The 18,284-nt window shown below is 47.4% G+C and carries 13 protein-coding genes; 12 read left to right on the plus strand and 1 reads right to left on the minus strand.

Annotation, left to right across the window (positions count from 1 at the left end):
- Nucleotides 1-10 precede the first annotated feature (10 nt).
- Complete coding sequence (gene thrA, locus PV783_RS14755) at nt 11-2,455, minus strand: bifunctional aspartate kinase/homoserine dehydrogenase I (RefSeq protein WP_420988554.1); 2,445 nt, start codon at nt 2,453-2,455, stop codon at nt 11-13.
- An 802-nt stretch (nt 2,456-3,257) separates the two neighbouring features.
- On the opposite strand from thrA, the gene PV783_RS14760 reads away from it, so the two are divergent.
- From PV783_RS14760 to nuoC, 12 genes are all read left to right on the plus strand, one after another.
- The gene (locus PV783_RS14760; RefSeq protein ID WP_079468135.1) at nt 3,258-4,415 is read left to right on the plus strand and encodes a homogentisate 1,2-dioxygenase; all 1,158 of its coding nucleotides are present in this window, start codon (nt 3,258-3,260) and stop codon (nt 4,413-4,415) included.
- Between the two features lie 49 nt (nt 4,416-4,464).
- Nucleotides 4,465-5,595: a 4-hydroxyphenylpyruvate dioxygenase gene (gene hppD, locus PV783_RS14765; RefSeq protein ID WP_079468134.1), complete on the plus strand. Its 1,131-nt coding sequence runs from the start codon at nt 4,465-4,467 to the stop codon at nt 5,593-5,595.
- 699 nt (nt 5,596-6,294) lie between these two features.
- Nucleotides 6,295-7,128, plus strand: a complete 834-nt coding sequence (locus PV783_RS14770; protein ID WP_420988555.1) for a hypothetical protein — start codon at nt 6,295-6,297, stop codon at nt 7,126-7,128.
- A 263-nt stretch (nt 7,129-7,391) separates the two neighbouring features.
- On the plus strand, nt 7,392-8,141 hold the full coding sequence (locus PV783_RS14775) for a L,D-transpeptidase family protein (RefSeq protein ID WP_079468130.1): 750 nt from the start codon (nt 7,392-7,394) through the stop codon (nt 8,139-8,141).
- Between the two features lie 181 nt (nt 8,142-8,322).
- Entirely contained in the window at nt 8,323-8,898 is a 576-nt protein-coding gene (locus PV783_RS14780) for a gluconate 2-dehydrogenase subunit 3 family protein (RefSeq protein ID WP_111578791.1), read from the plus strand.
- Between the two features lie 30 nt (nt 8,899-8,928).
- Nucleotides 8,929-10,626: a GMC oxidoreductase gene (locus PV783_RS14785; protein WP_420988556.1), complete on the plus strand. Its 1,698-nt coding sequence runs from the start codon at nt 8,929-8,931 to the stop codon at nt 10,624-10,626.
- Between the two features lie 80 nt (nt 10,627-10,706).
- Nucleotides 10,707-12,404, plus strand: coding sequence for a GMC oxidoreductase (locus tag PV783_RS14790; protein ID WP_079468127.1), 1,698 nt, complete (start codon nt 10,707-10,709; stop codon nt 12,402-12,404).
- A gap of 181 nt (nt 12,405-12,585) precedes the next feature.
- Nucleotides 12,586-14,397 carry a glycoside hydrolase family 35 protein gene (locus PV783_RS14795; protein WP_420988557.1) on the plus strand — a complete coding sequence of 604 codons (1,812 nt, stop codon included), beginning with the start codon at nt 12,586-12,588 and terminating at the stop codon, nt 14,395-14,397.
- Between the two features lie 174 nt (nt 14,398-14,571).
- Nucleotides 14,572-15,015: a CBS domain-containing protein gene (locus PV783_RS14800; RefSeq protein WP_079468123.1), complete on the plus strand. Its 444-nt coding sequence runs from the start codon at nt 14,572-14,574 to the stop codon at nt 15,013-15,015.
- A gap of 252 nt (nt 15,016-15,267) precedes the next feature.
- Nucleotides 15,268-15,750, plus strand: coding sequence for an NADH-quinone oxidoreductase subunit A (locus tag PV783_RS14805; protein ID WP_079468122.1), 483 nt, complete (start codon nt 15,268-15,270; stop codon nt 15,748-15,750).
- 49 nt (nt 15,751-15,799) lie between these two features.
- Nucleotides 15,800-16,438, plus strand: a complete 639-nt coding sequence (locus PV783_RS14810) for an NADH-quinone oxidoreductase subunit B (protein WP_079468121.1) — start codon at nt 15,800-15,802, stop codon at nt 16,436-16,438.
- Between the two features lie 93 nt (nt 16,439-16,531).
- Entirely contained in the window at nt 16,532-18,277 is a 1,746-nt protein-coding gene (gene nuoC, locus PV783_RS14815) for an NADH-quinone oxidoreductase subunit C/D (RefSeq protein ID WP_420988558.1), read from the plus strand.
- The last annotated feature ends 7 nt before the right edge of the window (nt 18,278-18,284 follow it).

Genomic DNA, 18,284 nt, shown 5'->3' on the forward strand with positions numbered 1-18,284 from the left:
CATGGAAAGTTTACAATCTGGCGCTCCGGATGATGTCTGCAAAGATGCCGGAGGCGGTAACATCTGCTCCTGCTCCTGCGCCTTTTACGATCAGCGGCTGGTCTTTGTACCGGCTGGTGGTATACAGCACGATATTGTCCTTGCCTTCCAGTTTAAAGAACGGATGATCGGGAGCCACGCTTTGCAGTCCTACAGAGGCTTTGCCATCTTCATAACGGGCTACAAACTTGAGGCGTTTGCCTTCGGCGTCGGCAGCTTCGCGTAGTCCCTGGAAGTGACCGGCATGTACATCCAGCTCTTCATAGAAGGCGGGTACAGAAGGGGCGTCGAGGCATTCGGCGGGCAGGAACGAATGGTTGGTGATTTCATCCATTTCAATGGCGGCGCCGCTTTCACGGGCCAGGATGAGGATCTTTCTCATTACGTCTTTACCACTGAGATCGATGCGCGGATCGGGCTCAGTGTAGCCTTCATCCTGTGCGGCTTTCACTACTTCGCGGAAGCTGGTACCATTTAAGAAATGGTTGAACACAAAGTTGAGGCTGCCGGATAGTACCGCTTCGATGCTGTGTACTTTGTCGCCGCTGCGGATCAGGTCATTCAGTGTATTGATAACCGGTAGTCCTGCTCCCACGTTGGTTTCAAACAGGAAGGAGGCGTTGTATTTGCGGGCGAGGTCTTTCAGTTGTTTATAATAGGCGTAGTCTGATGAGCAGGCAATTTTATTGCAGGTAACCACGGAAATACCGTGTTGCAGGAATTCGTGGTATACGGCTGCAATGTCGCTGCTGGCGGTATTATCCACGAATACGCTGTTGCGGAGGTTCAGGTTTTTTATCTGCTGCACGAAATCGGCGGTGCTGATATGTTTGGCCTTTTCCAGTTGTTCGCGCCAGTCCAGCAACGTGATGCCGGTTTCGCTGATGAGGGTATGGCGGCTGTTGGCCAGGCCGGTTACCCGGATTTGCAGGCCCAGTTCATGCTGGAGGTAGTATTGCTGTTGTTCCAGTTGTTCCAGCAGTTTGCTGCCTACGTTTCCTGCGCCGGCGATAAAGAGGTTCACCTGTTTGAGGGGTGTTTCAAAAAAGGTTTCGTGCATTACGTTCAGTGCTTTTTTGATATCGGCTTTGTTGATCACCGCGGAGATATTTTTTTCGGTAGATCCCTGCGCGATAGCCCTTACGTTCACACCATTCCTGCCCAGGGTGCCAAAGAGCTTACCGCTGGTGCCGTGATGGTTTTTCATTTTATCACCTACTACGGCCACGATGCAAAGGTCTTTTTCCACCAGGAGGGGTTCTATCCGTTTTTCGCTTATTTCCTGTGCAAACTCGCTGTCTACCGCAGTTTTGGCTTTCAGCATATCCGCTTCGTGGATACCTACGGTAATAGAGTGTTCGGAAGAGCTTTGGGTAATAAGAATTACGTTGATGCGTTCCCGTAAGAGGGATTCAAACAGGCGTTTGGAGAACCCGGGGATGCCCACCATGCCGCTACCTTCAAGGGTGAGCAGGGCGATGTTGGGGATACCGGAGATGCCTGTTACGGGGAAGCTGCGGTCGGCGCTGTCCTGTATGAGGGTACCATGATCTTCCGGGGCAAAAGTATTTTTGATCCAGATGGGGATGCGTTTGTTCATCACCGGCTGGATGGTAGGGGGATAGATGACTTTGGCGCCGAAGTGCGACAGCTCCATTGCTTCCACATAAGAGATGTGTGAGATAGGAATGGCCTGTGATACGATGCGTGGGTCGGCGGTCATCATGCCGCTGACATCTGTCCAGATATCGAGTACGGCTGCATTTACGGCAGCAGCTACGATAGCGGCGGTATAGTCGGAGCCGCCGCGGCCGAGGGTAGTGGTTTCGCCATCGGGGGTAGCGGCTACAAAGCCTGGCAGTACTACATAGTCGGCGGGCGACTGTGCAAAGAACTGTGTAATATGGTGATTGGTGGCAACAAAGTTAACGGCGGCATGGCCGAAGTGGTTGTCTGTTACGATGAGTTCGCGGCTGTCTTTACAGGTAGCGGAGAATCCCTGTTGTTTCAGTTTCTCGGCTACTATTACGCAGGACATCAGTTCGCCGTAGCTCATGATTTTATCCAGGGTACGTGGACTGAGTTCTGCTACCTGGAAGATGCCATCGCAGAGGTTTTCGAGGGCATTGAGTTTTTTCTTCAGCTGGCTGATTTGCCCGCTTTGTGCGGTGATAGGGAATAGTTCACGGATGGTATCGAGGTGCCGGGCTTCAATTTCCTGTAATACACTTTTATATTCTTCGTTGCCTTGTTCCGCGAGTTGTCCGCAGCGTATAAGCTTGTCCGTTACCCCGCCAAGTGCAGATACAACGATAGCATATTTACCGGCAGGTTTATATTGTTTGAGGATGTTGCAAACCTGTTCTATTGCTTTGGCGCTTCCCACTGAAGTGCCGCCAAATTTTAATACTTGCATATGGAAAATTTATACGTAGATAAGTCCGGGTCCTCCCGGTTATGTACCACCCTTGTGGTCGTTGGATAATATGTGAAAACTAACCCCGCAGTGGGGTTGTAATAATGGTGGTCGTTGTCGCCATAGTGCCCGCTATCTGCCTGGAGGCAGAAACCGAAGAGAACTGGTATGTGTAGAACGGTATCACTATTGGAATATGACGATTGTGTAACAAAAGTCCACAATTACACTGGTAAATAAAAGCGCAGTGGCTATTTTTAGAAATGTTTTAAAATTAGGGTCGTTTGTTGATTTTTGATACTTATTACGGCTAATTTTTAGAATTATATTCAAAATATAAACCGTGTAGTTGTGATTTTGTGATTTGTGATTTTTGATAGAATGATGTTTTGGTGACAATTTTATGACTGATAGCTCCCTGAATCCTGCTTATTACAAAAATCATTTTGGAATCGCAGTTTTTGCTTACCTTAGTCGCCTAAACAATTGCCACTTGTCCATTTCACTGAAATATACAAGCAACAGTCAGCTTAACTACTACTTTCTCATGGCCACGCTTGCCATGGATTCGACTTTGGCATAACCTTTCCCAACGGCCGCTACCGGCCATCCTTCGTGTTTATATACCGTAACTTTGTAATAGTATTCAGTTGCTATTCCTGCGCATGTGTATCTTAATTTTTGCTGCCATCAGCAGGTTGCGCTGTATCATATAAATATGAATCATACACCAGTACAATGAATCATACACCCATTCAATCTTTTAATTGTACACCAGAACAATTTTCTCAAACCACCTGTCATGCCACATTATTATAAACTAGGACAAATACCGCATAAGCGCCATACCCAGTTCCGTAAACCGGACGGCCAGCTGTATTCGGAGCAGTTGTTTTCCACGGAGGGGTTCTCTTCCCATTCCAGCCTGTTGTATCACTGTCACCCCCCTACGGAGATTGTAAAAGTAGATGAACCTTATTCTGTTGCGCCAAAGGTAGCAGAAGAGAAGATGCTGAAGCACCGCAGCTTTATCGGGTTCAACATTAAGCCGGAAGACGACTTTTTAGATAGCCGCAAAGCCGTGCTGGTAAACAGTGATCTTCATATTGTGCTGGCGTCGCCCCGGAAAAGTATGGAGGGATATTTTTACAAAAATGCCGATGCCGATGAAATGATTTTTGTACATGAAGGCAGCGGTGTGTTGAAAACACAGTATGGCCAGCTGGAGTTCGGCTATGGCGATTACCTGGTGGTGCCCCGCGGCACTATTTACCAGATTGTTTTTAATACGGAAGATAACCGCCTGTTTATTGTAGAATCGTTTAGTCCTATCCGTTATCCGAAAAGATACCTGAGCAAATACGGCCAATTGCTGGAGCATTCCCCTTACTGCGAGCGGGATATCCGGCAGCCACAGCACCTGGAAACCATTGATGAGGAGGGCGACTTCCTGATCCGGATTAAAAAGAAAGGGGTGATTTATCCCATTCATTATAAACATCATCCCTTCGACGTAGTTGGCTGGGATGGATGCGAATACCCGTTTGCCTTTTCCATCCACGATTTTGAACCGATCACCGGGCGGGTACACCAGCCGCCACCGGTGCATCAGACTTTTGAGGGCAACAACTTTGTAGTGTGTTCCTTCTGTCCGCGGTTATTTGATTATCACCCGCAGGCCATCCCTGCGCCGTATAATCACAGTAACATCGACAGTGATGAGGTATTATATTATGTAGACGGTGACTTTATGAGCCGTAAGCATGTGGTGCGGGGGATGATTACCCTGCATCCTGCGGGGATTCCGCACGGGCCTCACCCCGGAGCCGTGGAAAAAAGCATTGGCGCAAAGGAAACAAAGGAGCTGGCAGTGATGGTAGACACCTTTCACCCGCTCCAGATCACCGAAGCAGCACTGGGTATTGAAGATGGCAGCTATGTAATGAGCTGGGCAGAATAAATGATACACAAAAACCAACCAACTTATAAAACCAAAACAATTGAATGTTATGGAAACAGCATTAGTGAATGCGGACAACTTAACTGGTCAGCAGGACTTTTTACCACTCAACGGTACCGACTACGTTGAGTTTTATGTAGGCAACGCCAAGCAGGCTGCTCATTATTATAAGACTGCTTTTGGCTTTCAGTCGGTAGCTTATGCCGGTCCTGAAACCGGTGTAAAAGACAGGGTTTCCTATGTGCTGGTGCAGAATAAACTGCGCTTTGTACTCACCACTTCCCTGTTGCCGGATACAGAAATCGCCCGTCACGTTGCCAAGCATGGCGATGGCGTGAAAGTACTGGCGTTGTGGGTAGACGATGCCCGCTCTGCCTACGAGGAAACGGTGAAACGCGGCGCTACGCCTTACCTGGAGCCGGTTACAGAGAAAGATGAATTTGGCGAAGTAGTACGGAGTGGTATTCATACCTATGGCGATACCGTGCATCTTTTTATAGAACGTAAAAACTATAAAGGGCTGTTTATGCCGGGTTTCAAGGAATGGAAAACGAACTACAATCCAACTGACACCGGCTTATTATATGTAGATCACTGCGTAGGTAATGTAGGCTGGAATGAGATGAATACCTGGGTTGGATTTTACGAGCGCGTGATGGGTTTCCGGAACCTGATCTCTTTCGACGACAGCGATATTTCCACCGAGTATTCAGCCTTGATGAGTAAGGTGATGAGTAACGGTAACGGCCGTGTGAAATTCCCGATTAATGAACCGGCAGAAGGAAAGAAAAAGTCGCAGATTGAAGAGTACCTTGATTTCTATGGAGGCCCCGGTGTACAGCATGTGGCCATTGCTACCAACGACATTGTGAAAACAGTAACCGAGCTGCAGAACAGGGGCGTAGAGTTCCTCACGGTGCCGCCGGTATACTATGAAACCTTACTGGACAGGGTGGGTAAGATTGATGAGGAGATTGCGCCGTTACAAAAGTTAGGCATCCTGGTGGATCGTGATGATGAAGGGTACCTGTTGCAGATTTTCACCAAGCCTATCCAGGACCGGCCAACGGTGTTTTTTGAAATTATTCAGCGCAAAGGCGCGCAGTCTTTTGGTAAAGGCAACTTTAAAGCGTTGTTTGAGTCTATAGAAAGAGAACAGGCGCTGCGCGGTAATTTATAATTCTTCAGCTCCCGGTGGGAGGTTACAACTATTTTAACTGCAGTCCGCTCCGGTTTCCCGGAGCGGACTTTGTCTTTCTCCCGATTAGACTGATCAGGCTGATTACATTGATTTTATTTTTTTCTTTTGGAGACAGGAATTTATGGCGTGAACAGGGGATAGCTCATGCTTTGCATATACTTAGCTCATACTTTGCACATGCCTTTGGTATGGACTTGACGCGGAGGTGATGTGGAGGTGACGTGGACTTGATCGGTAACGTATTGTGTATCAATGTGCTATAGGGGGTTCTGAAACATTCTTTCAATAGGTTTCGTCAGAGGAATAAACTGAATATCAATGCTTTAAGCACATTATAAAGATAAACATAATCTGGCAAAATCTGCATTTTTTTGGATTTAAAAGATGAGGGAAGATAGCAGCGAAATGCGCTGTTATCTTCCCTCATCTTTTTACTAAAATCAAAAAAATCCCCAAAAATAGAATCAATGTAATCAGCCTGATCAGTCTAATCGGGAGAAAGACAAAATCCGCATCGCCGGAGGAGATCATAAAATATATTCGAATGTTAACGATATGTAAATAACGCGTTATTTTAAACCGTCCGCTTAAAATGCGCGTATATATTGCGTCTTTTCCCACATTCGCCACACTTTAGTTATTTTTATACAGTATATTTATATTTAATATTTGTAACCTATGCTCACAACTTCCATAGCCCGTGGGGCTATCTATGCCGCTTTGGTGACATCGTTCACCATCCTTACTGCTTTCCGTAGCGAAGGCAGCCATATCAATCTCCACAACGGAGGCGATCAGCAAACGTATCTGCACAAAGTAGTATCTCCGGCAGGGCAAACCCTGGTGGAGTACAACGCGGACAAAACCATCCGCAGAATTGTACAGCTGCACAAATCGGAAAATGATACCTACAGCGACATCCAGCTGCCGGTATACGAAAATGGCCGCCTGGTGAAGTGTCTGTCGGCTGCCGATGAAAAAGCTGTTACCGGCGAGCCTTACCTGTCGTTTGAGTACAACAGCGACAAGGTATCGAAGATTACTTACTACCGGGACAATGCCCTGTATTCCTACGATTCCCTGGTGTATGACAACGGTGGTAAATTAGCCAGGCGCTACCAGTTTGGCCGTAACGCTGCCAAAGCCGCCTGGGAAAACAGCGGGTACCTGGAGTATACCTGGAACCAGGAAGGAGATGTAGAACGGATGGATACCTATGGAAAACAGCCAGGGTACAGCAAGTTCGTGTATACGTCGTCCGTTAGCTACACTTACGACCGCAAACTGAACCCACAGCAGCTGCAGCCCGAGCTGGGCATCCTGCTGGAAGGCGGCGCCGGAAGCCTGTCGGCCCACAACGTGCTTACCGAAAACATCAGCAGCCCAAACACTTCCAGGGTGGTTACCAATACCTATACCTACGCCTATAATGGAAAGTACCCGGTTCGTGCCACTTTCAGTTCCGGCATGGACGCAGCTACCGTAAAACTGGAATGGATAAAGCTACAGTAACGTAATAAACGCGTAACTTTACAATATAAAAATAAGAGTTCCGTTTTTTATGAGGATGCAAACGCTGTTCGGTGTATTGTTTTTGTTAGGTGGGATTTTCCAGGCCTTTACGGCTATATTGATCTATCAGGGGCACAAGCACTATATATTGAAGATTGCCAACAGGAAAGTGAGTATGGTAATATATTTTATTTTTGCCCTGTTATTGTTTTATCTTGCTTATATAAACCTGGTATAAACATTAAAATTTGTTGAATAGTATTATGAAGCGACTTGTTGTAATCGTCCTGATTTTGTTGGGTGCAGGTAAAATTTTTGCCCAGCAATCTTTCCTCGACAACCAGAAAATGTTTCCCAAAGTAGGGGAGGCATACCGTGAAAAGGAGGAGTTGCTGAAAAAAGAATTCGAAAAGAAGGGTCTTGTTTACCCTGCGAGATATATGTTTGTCCGTTCCTTCAAACTGGACAGTGAAATGGAGATCTGGGTGAAAAATAACCCCCAGGATACTTTCCGTTTGTTCAAATCTTACCGGGTGTGTACGCTCTCCGGTAAAATGGGACCCAAACGTAAGGAAGGCGACCGGCAGGTACCGGAAGGATTCTATTATATCAACGATTTTAACCCGAACAGCAACTATCACCTGTCGCTGGGGATCAACTACCCGAATTTTTCTGACCGCATCCTGAGCGATCCGAAAAACCCGGGCGGTGAAATCTATATCCACGGCAATTGTATCACCGTAGGCTGTATTCCGTTAACTGATGAGTTCATTGATGAGGTATACATTTTAGCGGTAAATGCAAAGAATGCAGGACAGGACTTCATACCGGTGCATGTTTTCCCGGTGAAATTTGGCAACCCTGGTTCCATGAACTACCTGGGCACCTTTACAATGACAGACAATTCCTCCAAACAATTCTGGGCGGAACTCAGATCAGCGTACGATTATTTTGAAAAACACCACCGCCTGCCGGTTGTACTGGTAGACGATAAAGGAAAATACATCCTGTAGCAGTTGCCACATTGCACAGGCCGATGGGTAGATGGAAGTCGTAATACAGACTTACATCTACCCATCTTCTTTTTTTACTTCTTCCTGTTTTTTAACTGCTCATGCATATTTCACCCCTCTTTATTTGGTTTTTAGAAGAATTTTTTCCAACTTGTTCGAAGGTCAAATCAACTTACTATTTATGCACAGAAGAGACGCAATAAGGAATGTGGCGATTTTGTTGGGCACCGCCATTTCCGCTTCCACGTTATCAGCTTTAGAAAGCTGTACAGGTTCCGCTCCTAAGAACTACGATCTTCAAAAGCCGGAAACCAAAGCTTTACTAGCAGAGATAGCGGAAACCATCATACCCAAAACCAGTACTCCTGGTGCAAAAGATGCCAAAGTAGAAGACTTTATCATTGTGATGATGAACGATTGCTACAAGAAGGAAGATCAGCAGGTGTTCCTCGACGGGTTATTAAAAATTAATGAGGCAAGTGAGAAGCAATTCAAAAAAGGCTTCATGGATATTACTCCGGAACAACGTACCGAACTCCTGACAGGGATTGAAAAAGAGCGCGTAGAGTACAACAAGCGTAAAGATAAAAAAGAAGGGGATCCTACCCATTATTTCCAGTACCTGAAAGAATTAACCCTGCTGGGTTATTTCACTTCCGAACCGGGTGCCACCAAAGCACTGCGCTATGTAGCCGTTCCCGGTAAGTACGAAGGTTGCACTCCTTACACCAAAGGAGAGAAGGCCTGGGCGATATAATCTTCTTTTTACTTTCTAAATCCAAATTAAATGAACCTGAATATAAAAGCACAGGCTGAAAATACCTATGATGCCATCGTAATTGGCTCAGGTGTGAGTGGTGGATGGGCTGCCAAAGAACTGACAGAAAAAGGCTTAAAAGTACTCATGCTCGATCGTGGTAAACCACTGGAGCATGTGAAAGACTATGAAACCGCTACCAAAGATCCGTGGGAGTTTAAACACCGCGGCCGTATCACCGTAGATCAGCGCGAAACACATCCTAAACTGAGCCGCGACTATCCCTACAGTGAACACAACGAAAAATACTGGATCAACGATTCCGAAAGTCCGTATAATGAAGTAAAGCGTTTCGACTGGTACCGCCCGGATATCGTGGGTGGTAAATCCATTATGTGGGGCCGTCAGTCGTACCGCCTGAGCGATATTGATTTTGAAGCCAACCTGAAAGACGGCATTGCCGTAGACTGGCCTATCCGTTATAAAGATATTGCACCCTGGTACGACTACGTAGAGAAATTTGCCGGTATCAGCGGTACCCGTGAAGGGCTTCCGCAGCTGCCTGATGGCCAGTTTATGCCGGCTATGGAAATGAACTGCGTGGAAAAAGATCTAAAGGCCAGCGTGGAAGGAAAGTTCAAGGGCCGTAATATTACCATGGGGCGTGTAGCTAACATCACGCAACCGCTTCCTGGTCGTGAGAAATGCCAGTACCGTAACCTTTGCAGCCGCGGATGTCCGTTTGGCGCTTATTTCAGCACACAATCCTCCACGCTGCCGGCAGCAAGAGCCACCGGTAATCTCACGCTTCGTCCGGACTCCATTGTAAATTCCATCATCTATGATGAAAAGCAAGGCAAGGCAACAGGCGTAAAAGTGATTGATAAGCACACAAAGGAAATGGTGGAATACTATGCGAAGATCATCTTCATCAATGGTTCTACCCTCGGTTCTACCTTTGTAATGATGAACTCTATTTCCTCCCGCTTCCCGAATGGGTTGGGTAACGACAGCGGCGTACTGGGCAAATACCTGATGGATCACCATTTCCGTACAGGCGCCGGCGGTACTGCAGAAGGATACGACGATAAATACTATTTCGGCCGCCGTGCTAACGGGATCTATGTTCCCCGTTACCGCAACATCGGTAGCGATAAACGTGATTATATCCGTGGATTTGGTTACCAGGGTGGCGCCAGCCGTTCAGGCTGGAGCCGCGGTATTGCTGAAATGGGTGTGGGTAAAGACTTCAAGGAAATGCTCACTGAACCGGGCCAATGGAGTATCGGTTTAGGTGGCTTCGGTGAATGTTTGCCCTACGAATCCAACCAGGTAACCCTGGATACCTCTGTGAAAGATGCATGGGGCCAGCCTGTGTTGAAATTTGATGCAGAGTTCAAGGAGAACGAAAAGAAAATGCGTGTGGACATGATGAATGACGCCGCAGAAATGCTGGAAGCCGCAGGTATTAAAAACGTGAAAACATATGACAACGGATCTTATCCGGGTATGGCCATTCACGAAATGGGTACCGCACGTATGGGCCGCGATCCTAAAACATCGGTGCTCAACGGCTTTAACCAGATGCATGCTGTGAAGAATGTATTTGTAACAGATGGCGCATCCATGACCTCCGCTTCCTGCGTAAACCCTTCTCTCACGTATATGGCGTTAACTGCCCGCGCAGTAGACTATGCCGTGAAGGAACTGAAGAAAGGCAATATTTAAAAAATGATAAGTGCGTAGCGGTCAGGGATAGCTTTTGGGAAAGCTGATCCCTGGCCGCTTGTCGCGTTAAACACAACGATATGAATCTTAATATCAAGGCAGAGAAGGAAAATACGTATGATGCCATCGTAGTAGGTTCCGGTATCAGCGGCGGATGGGCAGCCAAAGAGCTGAGTGAAAAAGGATTGAAAACGCTGGTATTGGAAAGAGGGCGTAATGTAGAACACGTTAAAGACTACACCACCGCTATGAAAGCGCCGTGGGAATTTGCGCACCATCTTCACACCACCAATGAAATGCGGGAGAATCATCCCATACAGAGCCAGTGTTACGCTTTTGATGAAGCTACGCAGCAATTCTGGGTAAATGATAAAGAGAATCCTTACAACGAAATAAAGCCCTTCAACTGGCTGCGGGGATACCATGTAGGTGGCCGCTCCCTCATGTGGGGCCGCCAGGTGTATCGCTGGAGCGACCTTGACTTTGAAGCCAATGCAAAAGACGGTCATGGTGTAGACTGGCCTATCCGCTACAAAGACATTGCTCCGTGGTATAAATATGTAGAAGAATATATCGGCGTAAGCGGTCAGGCGGAAGGCCTGCCCCAATTGCCCGACGGCGTTTTCCTGCCGCCAATGGAAATGAACTGCCTCGAGAAGCACGTTGCCGCGCGTATCAAGGAAAAGTATAACGACCGTATTCTCACCATTGGCCGTGCAGCGCATCTCACCAAAGGATTAAAGGACCGTGGTCCGTGCCAGTTCCGTAACCTGTGCGCCCGCGGATGTCCGTTTACCGGTTACTTCAGCAGCAACGGTGTTACCCTGCCGGCAGCCGCCAAAACAGGTAATATGACCCTTCGCCCGGATTCTATTGTACTGGAAGTATTATATGATAAAGATAAAAGTAAGGCTACCGGTGTAAGGGTGATGGATTCCCATACCTTGCAAACAGTAGAATACTACGCTGATATTATTTTCCTGAACGGCTCCACGCTGGGTACCAGCTGGATCATGCTCAACTCAGTTTCTGAACGTTTCCCTAACGGATTTGGCAACGACAGCGGGCAACTGGGGCACAACCTCATGGATCACCATTATGGTGTAGGCGCCGGTGGAGAGTTTGATGGTTTTGAAGACCAATACTACAGCAGCGGCCGCAGACCAAACGGTATTTATATTCCGCGTTTCCGTAACACCAATGCCAACACCCTGCAAAAAGATTATGTGCGTGGATTTGGCTACCAGGGCGGCGCACAAAGAGGCCGTGGTATCAGCATGGATGGCATTGGCGTTCAGCTGAAAGAAGCCCAGGGCGAACCCGGTAAATGGAATATGGGCATCGGTTCCTGGGGCGAGCACCTGCCTTATTTTGAAAATAAGGTAGTGCTGAATAAAAACAAGAAAGACAAATACGGACTGCCTACTCTTGATATCGACTGTGAATTTAAAGAGAATGAAATGGCCATGCGCAAGGATATGCAGGCCAGCGCGATAGAAATGCTGGAAGCAGCAGGACTGAAAAATGTACATGGCTACGACAGTGCGCCTCCTCCGGGACATTGCATTCACGAAATGGGAACGGCCCGCATGGGTAAAGATCCCAAAACGTCGGTGCTGAATGGTTTTAACCAGGTACACGCCGCTAAAAATGTATTTGTAACAGATGGCGCCTGTATGACGTCTTCCTCCTGTGTGAATCCTTCTATCACTTATATGGCGCTTACTGCGCGGGCATGTGATTATGCTGTTAAAGAACTGAAGAAAGGAAATATTTAATTTTCGCGAAAGGGAAACCGGCTTACCGGTTTCCCTTTCGCTTTTTAGCAGGTATACTGCAATGATCATTGTTATCTCCCTGAACAATCCTCCGGAAGTATCCGTTAAGCCTCCTATAAAAATCTTTAGAATCAAAGATTTTTGGCGTATTTTGTACGCTTATCTGCAACTTATTTGAACAATGAAGAAAGTAATCCTAAGCGGCATGCTGGCGCTATCCTGTTGGATGGGGCAGGCAGTGCAGGCGCAAAACAAACATTCTTTTGCATTAAGTAAAACTGATTTTATGCTGGATGGTAAACCCTTCCAGATGATCAGCGGAGAGATGCACCCGGCCCGTATACCGCATGAATACTGGCGTCACCGCATTCAGATGGCGAAGGCAATGGGTTGTAATACCATTGCGGCATATGTTTTCTGGAACTATCATGAAACTGTGAAAGGGCAGTTTGATTTCAGTACCGGTAATCACAACATTGCCGGATTTATTAAAATAGCGCAGGAAGAAGGCATGTGGGTATTACTGCGCCCCGGTCCTTATGTATGTGCGGAATGGGAGTTTGGCGGTTTACCTCCTTATCTCCTGCAAACACCGGATATAAAAGTGCGTTGCATGGACCCGCGTTATATAGCAGCAGTAACCACCTATGTAGATCGTTTGGCCGCAGAAGTAAAGCCGTTGCTGGTAACCAACGGCGGACCGGTAGTAATGGTGCAGATTGAAAATGAATATGGCAGCTACGGTAACGACAAAGAATATTTAAATACGCTGAAAGATATGTGGGTAAAGAATGGCATCAATGTTCCATTCTACACGGCCGACGGCGCCACTGCCTATATGCTGGAAGCAGGAGGCGTGGAAGGCGCTGCCATCGGACTGGACTCCGGCGGATCGGAAGCGGATTTTGCCGCTGCCAAAAAACAGAATCCCGATGTACCTGCCTTCAGCAGTGAATCCTATCCGGGTTGGTTAACCCACTGGGGCGAACAATGGCAACGGCCAGGCATAGATGGCATTGCCAAAGAAGTGAAGTTCCTCATGGACACCAAACGTTCTTTCAACCTGTATGTAATTCATGGCGGCACCAACTTCGGCTATACTGCCGGCGCCAACTCCGGCGGAAAGGGTTACGAACCCGATGTAACCAGTTACGACTACGATGCGCCTATCAATGAGCAGGGAAATGCGACGCCTAAATATGAAGCACTGCGTAAGCTGATCGGTTCCTATCTCCCGAAGGGCAAAAAATTACCAGCCATACCTAAACCAATTCCGGCAATTACAATTCCTGAATTTAATCTTACACCCTTTACTTCTGTATGGGATCATTTGCCGCAACCGGTTAAATCCCCGCAGCCTAAGCCGTTTGAAGCATATGGACAGGACTATGGTTTTATGGTGTATAAAACCACGCTGATAGGGCATAAGAGCGGCAAGCTGAGTGTAAAGGATTTGCATGACTATGCTACCGTGTTTCTGAATGGCAAGTATATCGGTAAAATTGACCGCCGGCTTGGTGAAAAAACAATTGACCTGCCGGTGAGTGATGTAAAGAATCCGGTACTGGAAATCCTGGTAGAGGGAATGGGCCGCATTAACTTTGCAGAAGCGCTGATTGACCGTAAAGGAATCACGGATCGTGTAGTACTGAATGGTATGACGCTGATGAACTGGGAAGTATACAGCCTGCCTATGACGGAAAAGTTTGTACAGGAGTTGAGTGCTTCTTCCAATAATGCTGCTAAACCAGGTCAGTTTTTTAAAGCCACTTTTAACCTTGATAAAACCGGTGATACTTACATCGATATGTCGGGATATAAGAAAGGAATTGTTTGGGTAAACGGTCACAATCTTGGCCGCTATTGGGAAATAGGACCGCAGAAGAACCTGTACTGTCCTGCTCCGTGGCTGAAGAAAGGCGCCAATGAAATTGTGGTGTTTGATTTGCACCAGGAAACGGCTGCACCGGTGAAGGGAGTGGTGAGTTTGTAATATATTTTAGAAATAAAAAAATGCAGTGGTACTATGTGCCACTGCATTTTTCATTTCTGCCTTTGTGTACTATTTACACAAACGATTTATTTTCACTGCCTTGCTTTTAACAATGAAAATTGGTAACTTAGAAATGGTGGTTTTTCATTTATTTACTCTTCTAAAAGTCTTGCCATGGGAAAGGTACGTAATATCCTGCAGGTAAAGGGTCATGCAGTATACTCCATAAATCCCGACAACACTGTTTTTGAAGCGCTCCAACTCCTTGTAGATCACAACGTCGGCGCATTGACAGTAGTTGATGAAGATGAACATTTCATGGGAATTTTTTCCGAACGTGATTATGCCCGCCGGGTGATCCTGAAGGGGCGTGCATCAAAGGAAACTTTGATCCGGGAAATCATGACAGAGCGTCCTATCACGGTTACCGAGGATGATTCCATTGAAGACTGTATGGGATTGATGACAGATAAAAGGATCCGTCACCTGCCGGTAGTTGACCAGCAGAACAGGCTGATGGGTTTGATATCTATTGGTGACGTGGTGAAATTTATTATTGACGACCAGCAGCACATTATCACCAGTCTTGAATGTTATATTACAGGTACACATACCTGAGTATCGCATTTTAATCTTTTGTTTTATCGTTGTATTTTTTGTAACTTCAGTTTCATATAGTCTTTACCGTATAGCAGCACTTGAAACGTTATGAAACCGGGTCCGTATCCGGTCTTCCCTCTTGATTTGGCGGTTTACAGACTAGCATTACCAATAATAGACATGTTCAGTAGATTGGAAAGCATACTACTGGTTTTATCTGATAGACAGGCATAACGGACTTTTAAGTAAATCGCTCGGAGGGCGAACACTTTGAAAAGCGCTGTTTCTGACATCACTCCCATCTGGCCATTTTTAGCATATGGAGCTATTGTGGTGATACTCATCAGTATCATACTGGGGCTCTCTTATGTACTGGGGCAGCGGCATAAAGACCGCGCCACCGGTGAGGCTTATGAGTCCGGCATTATCTCCACCGGCTCTGCACGACTACGGTTCCCTTCCCAGTTCTACCTGGTAGCGATGCTCTTCGTTATTTTCGACATTGAAACGGTATTGATTATATCCTGGGCTATTGCCTACGAAGAAGTAGGCTGGACCGGCTTCCTCGGCGTTTCTGTTTTTATCTTCATATTACTGGCTGTACTTATTTACGAATGGCGTAACGGCGCATTGGACTTCGGGCCCGATGGGAAAAAGATTTTACGCGCGTATAAAAAAATGCGGAAGAAAACTTCCACTCACGTTAACGGTTACACGGACATTAAGACTCCAACACCACAGGCACTGACGTAGCAACAGCATGTTGATTTTATGAATCATGCATAGGTAAATCAACTTTTATATGAAATGGTGGCTGACCAACGCAAATGATGTAACGGGTAAGATATCCGGCAATACTTCTATGGAAGAAGTGATACAGCAAAGTGTAATGCTCACTTCCGTAGAAAGCCTGCTGGCATGGGGACGGAAAAATTCGCTATGGCCCTTCCATTTCGGCCTTTCCTGTTGTTTTGTAGAAATGGCTACCGCTATGACCCCTAAGTATGACATGGCCCGGTTTGGCGCGGAAGTAATCAGAGGTACTCCCCGCGAAGCTGATGTCATGATCATCGCAGGCACCGTATTTATAAAAATGGCGCCCGTCATTCAACGTTTGTATGAGCAGATGATGGAGCCCCGCTGGGTAATATCCATGGGCTCCTGTGCCAATTCCGGCGGTATGTACGACATCTACAGCGTAGTACAGGGAGTAGATAAATTTCTACCTGTAGATGTCTATGTACCCGGTTGCCCCCCGCGCCCGGACGCATTTATGTCGGGCCTCGTTATGCTGCGCGACAGCGTGGGTAAAGAGAAACGCCCCCTCAGCTGGGTGATCGGTGAACAGGGCGTAATCCGGCCGGAAAAAATCTCCATGAAAGATACCCTGCGGGAGAAACGGCAACAAATGACAAAGTTTAAAACACCCGATGAAATATAATAACAATACTTACTAACATTAACGGATATATGAAAGATTAAAACGGAAAAAGACCACAGTATTATCTTACCCCCCATCTAAACTTAATACGCCATGCCAGAGCGCATTGCAGCGGAATTAAGCTCCCGTTTTGGTGATATCACCTTCGAACCTCAGGTTACACGGGATGGGACGCCCACCTTCTGGACGCCACAGGAGCATATTGTGGCCGTACTACAGTTTCTTAAATCTGAAATACAAATGCCTTATCGCATGCTCTATGACCTCACGGCCATTGACGAGCGTGCGTATAAACGGCAACAGAACGGGCATAAACCCTATGACTTTACCGTTGTTTACACACTTTTTTCCTTCGACAGAAACGAATTCCTGCGAATAAAAGCCGGTCTTCACGGCGAATACCCAACGCTGGAAAGTATCACCCCCATCTGGACGGCAGCCAACTGGTATGAACGCGAAGTGTACGACATGTTCGGCATCCGGTTCAATGGTCACCCCTTACTGAAACGCATCCTCATGCCTTCCACCTGGGAAGGGCACCCGCTCCGGAAGGAGCACCCCGCACGCGCAACTGAAATGGGGCCGTTTAAGCTCTATGACGAGAAGCAGGACAGGGAGCAGGAGGCCCTGCGGTTTAAACCCGAAGAATGGGGCTTAAAAAGCCATAGCGAGGACGCCGACTTTATGTTCCTCAACATCGGTCCGCAACATCCGGGTACCCACGGTGTTTTGCGTATCATCCTCCAGCTCAACGGCGAAGATATTGTAGACGCCGTACCCGATATCGGGTTCCATCACCGCGGCGCGGAAAAGATGGGAGAGCGGCAATCCTGGCACACGTATATTCCTTACACCGACCGTATCGATTATCTCGGCGGCGTGAATAATAACCTGGCCTACCTCTTATCGGTAGAGCAGCTGGGCGGCATAGATGTACCGCTCCGCGCACAGGTGATCCGTATTATGCTCTGCGAATTGTTCCGTATTGCCAGCCACCTGGTGTGGTATGGCACCTTTGCCCAGGATCTCGGGCAGTTGTCGCCCGTATTCTATATGTTCACCGACCGTGAACGCGTGTTCGAAATTATAGAAGCTATTTGCGGCGGCCGCATGCATCCCAACTGGTTCCGTATTGGCGGCGTAGCCCAGGACCTGCCCAACGGCTGGGAACCGCTCGTGAAAAACTTTATCAGCTATTTCCCGAAACAGCTGAAGGAGTACGACAGCATGGTGATGAAAAACTATCTCTTTAAAGCCCGTACCAAAGGTATCGGCATCTATACACTGGAAGAAGCCATTGAATGGGGCGTAACCGGCCCCGGACTCCGGGCCTGCGGCCTGGAGTGGGATATGCGCAAGAAGCAGCCATATAGTGGTTATGAGAATTTTGCTTTCGAGATCCCGGTCGCACACAACGGAGATTGTTACGACCGTGCGGTAGTACGGGTGGAAGAAATGCGACAGAGCCTCCGCATCATTGAACAATGCGTGGCCTACATGCCGTCCGGCGATTATAAGTCGCACCACCCGCTGGCTACCCCTCCGGTAAAAGCACGCACCATGCAGGACATTGAAACCCTCATCCATCACTTCCTCAACGTAAGCTGGGGACCGGTAATACCCGCCGGGGAGGCTGCTGTTTGCACGGAGGCCACCAAAGGATGGAACAGCTACTACCTGGTCAGTGATGGCAATACCGCTTCTTACCGTACCAGGGTACGAACGCCTTCTTTCCCGCACATGCAGATGATTCCGCTGATCAGCCGCGGATATACCGTGGCCGATCTGTTATCGATACTCGGAGGAATGGATTACGTACTCGCAGATATTGACAGATAATATAACA

Origin of the sequence: Chitinophaga sp. CC14 (assembly GCF_048957795.1) — a bacterium.
Taxonomy (GTDB): domain Bacteria; phylum Bacteroidota; class Bacteroidia; order Chitinophagales; family Chitinophagaceae; genus Chitinophaga; species Chitinophaga ginsengisegetis.

Excerpts from the sequence above, each read along its gene's own strand:
- PV783_RS14795 (WP_420988557.1), top strand. The coding sequence starts at position 12,586 with ATGAAGAAAGTAATCCTAAGCGGCATGCTGGCGCTATCCTGTTGGATG.
- PV783_RS14800 (WP_079468123.1), top strand. The coding sequence starts at position 14,572 with ATGGGAAAGGTACGTAATATCCTGCAGGTAAAGGGTCATGCAGTATAC.
- PV783_RS14790 (WP_079468127.1), top strand. The coding sequence starts at position 10,707 with ATGAATCTTAATATCAAGGCAGAGAAGGAAAATACGTATGATGCCATC.
- PV783_RS14810 (WP_079468121.1), top strand. The coding sequence starts at position 15,800 with ATGAAATGGTGGCTGACCAACGCAAATGATGTAACGGGTAAGATATCC.
- PV783_RS14780 (WP_111578791.1), top strand. The coding sequence starts at position 8,323 with ATGCACAGAAGAGACGCAATAAGGAATGTGGCGATTTTGTTGGGCACC.
- thrA (WP_420988554.1), bottom strand. The coding sequence starts at position 2,455 with ATGCAAGTATTAAAATTTGGCGGCACTTCAGTGGGAAGCGCCAAAGCA.
- PV783_RS14770 (WP_420988555.1), top strand. The coding sequence starts at position 6,295 with ATGCTCACAACTTCCATAGCCCGTGGGGCTATCTATGCCGCTTTGGTG.
- PV783_RS14760 (WP_079468135.1), top strand. The coding sequence starts at position 3,258 with ATGCCACATTATTATAAACTAGGACAAATACCGCATAAGCGCCATACC.
- PV783_RS14775 (WP_079468130.1), top strand. The coding sequence starts at position 7,392 with ATGAAGCGACTTGTTGTAATCGTCCTGATTTTGTTGGGTGCAGGTAAA.
- PV783_RS14785 (WP_420988556.1), top strand. The coding sequence starts at position 8,929 with ATGAACCTGAATATAAAAGCACAGGCTGAAAATACCTATGATGCCATC.
- nuoC (WP_420988558.1), top strand. The coding sequence starts at position 16,532 with ATGCCAGAGCGCATTGCAGCGGAATTAAGCTCCCGTTTTGGTGATATC.
- hppD (WP_079468134.1), top strand. The coding sequence starts at position 4,465 with ATGGAAACAGCATTAGTGAATGCGGACAACTTAACTGGTCAGCAGGAC.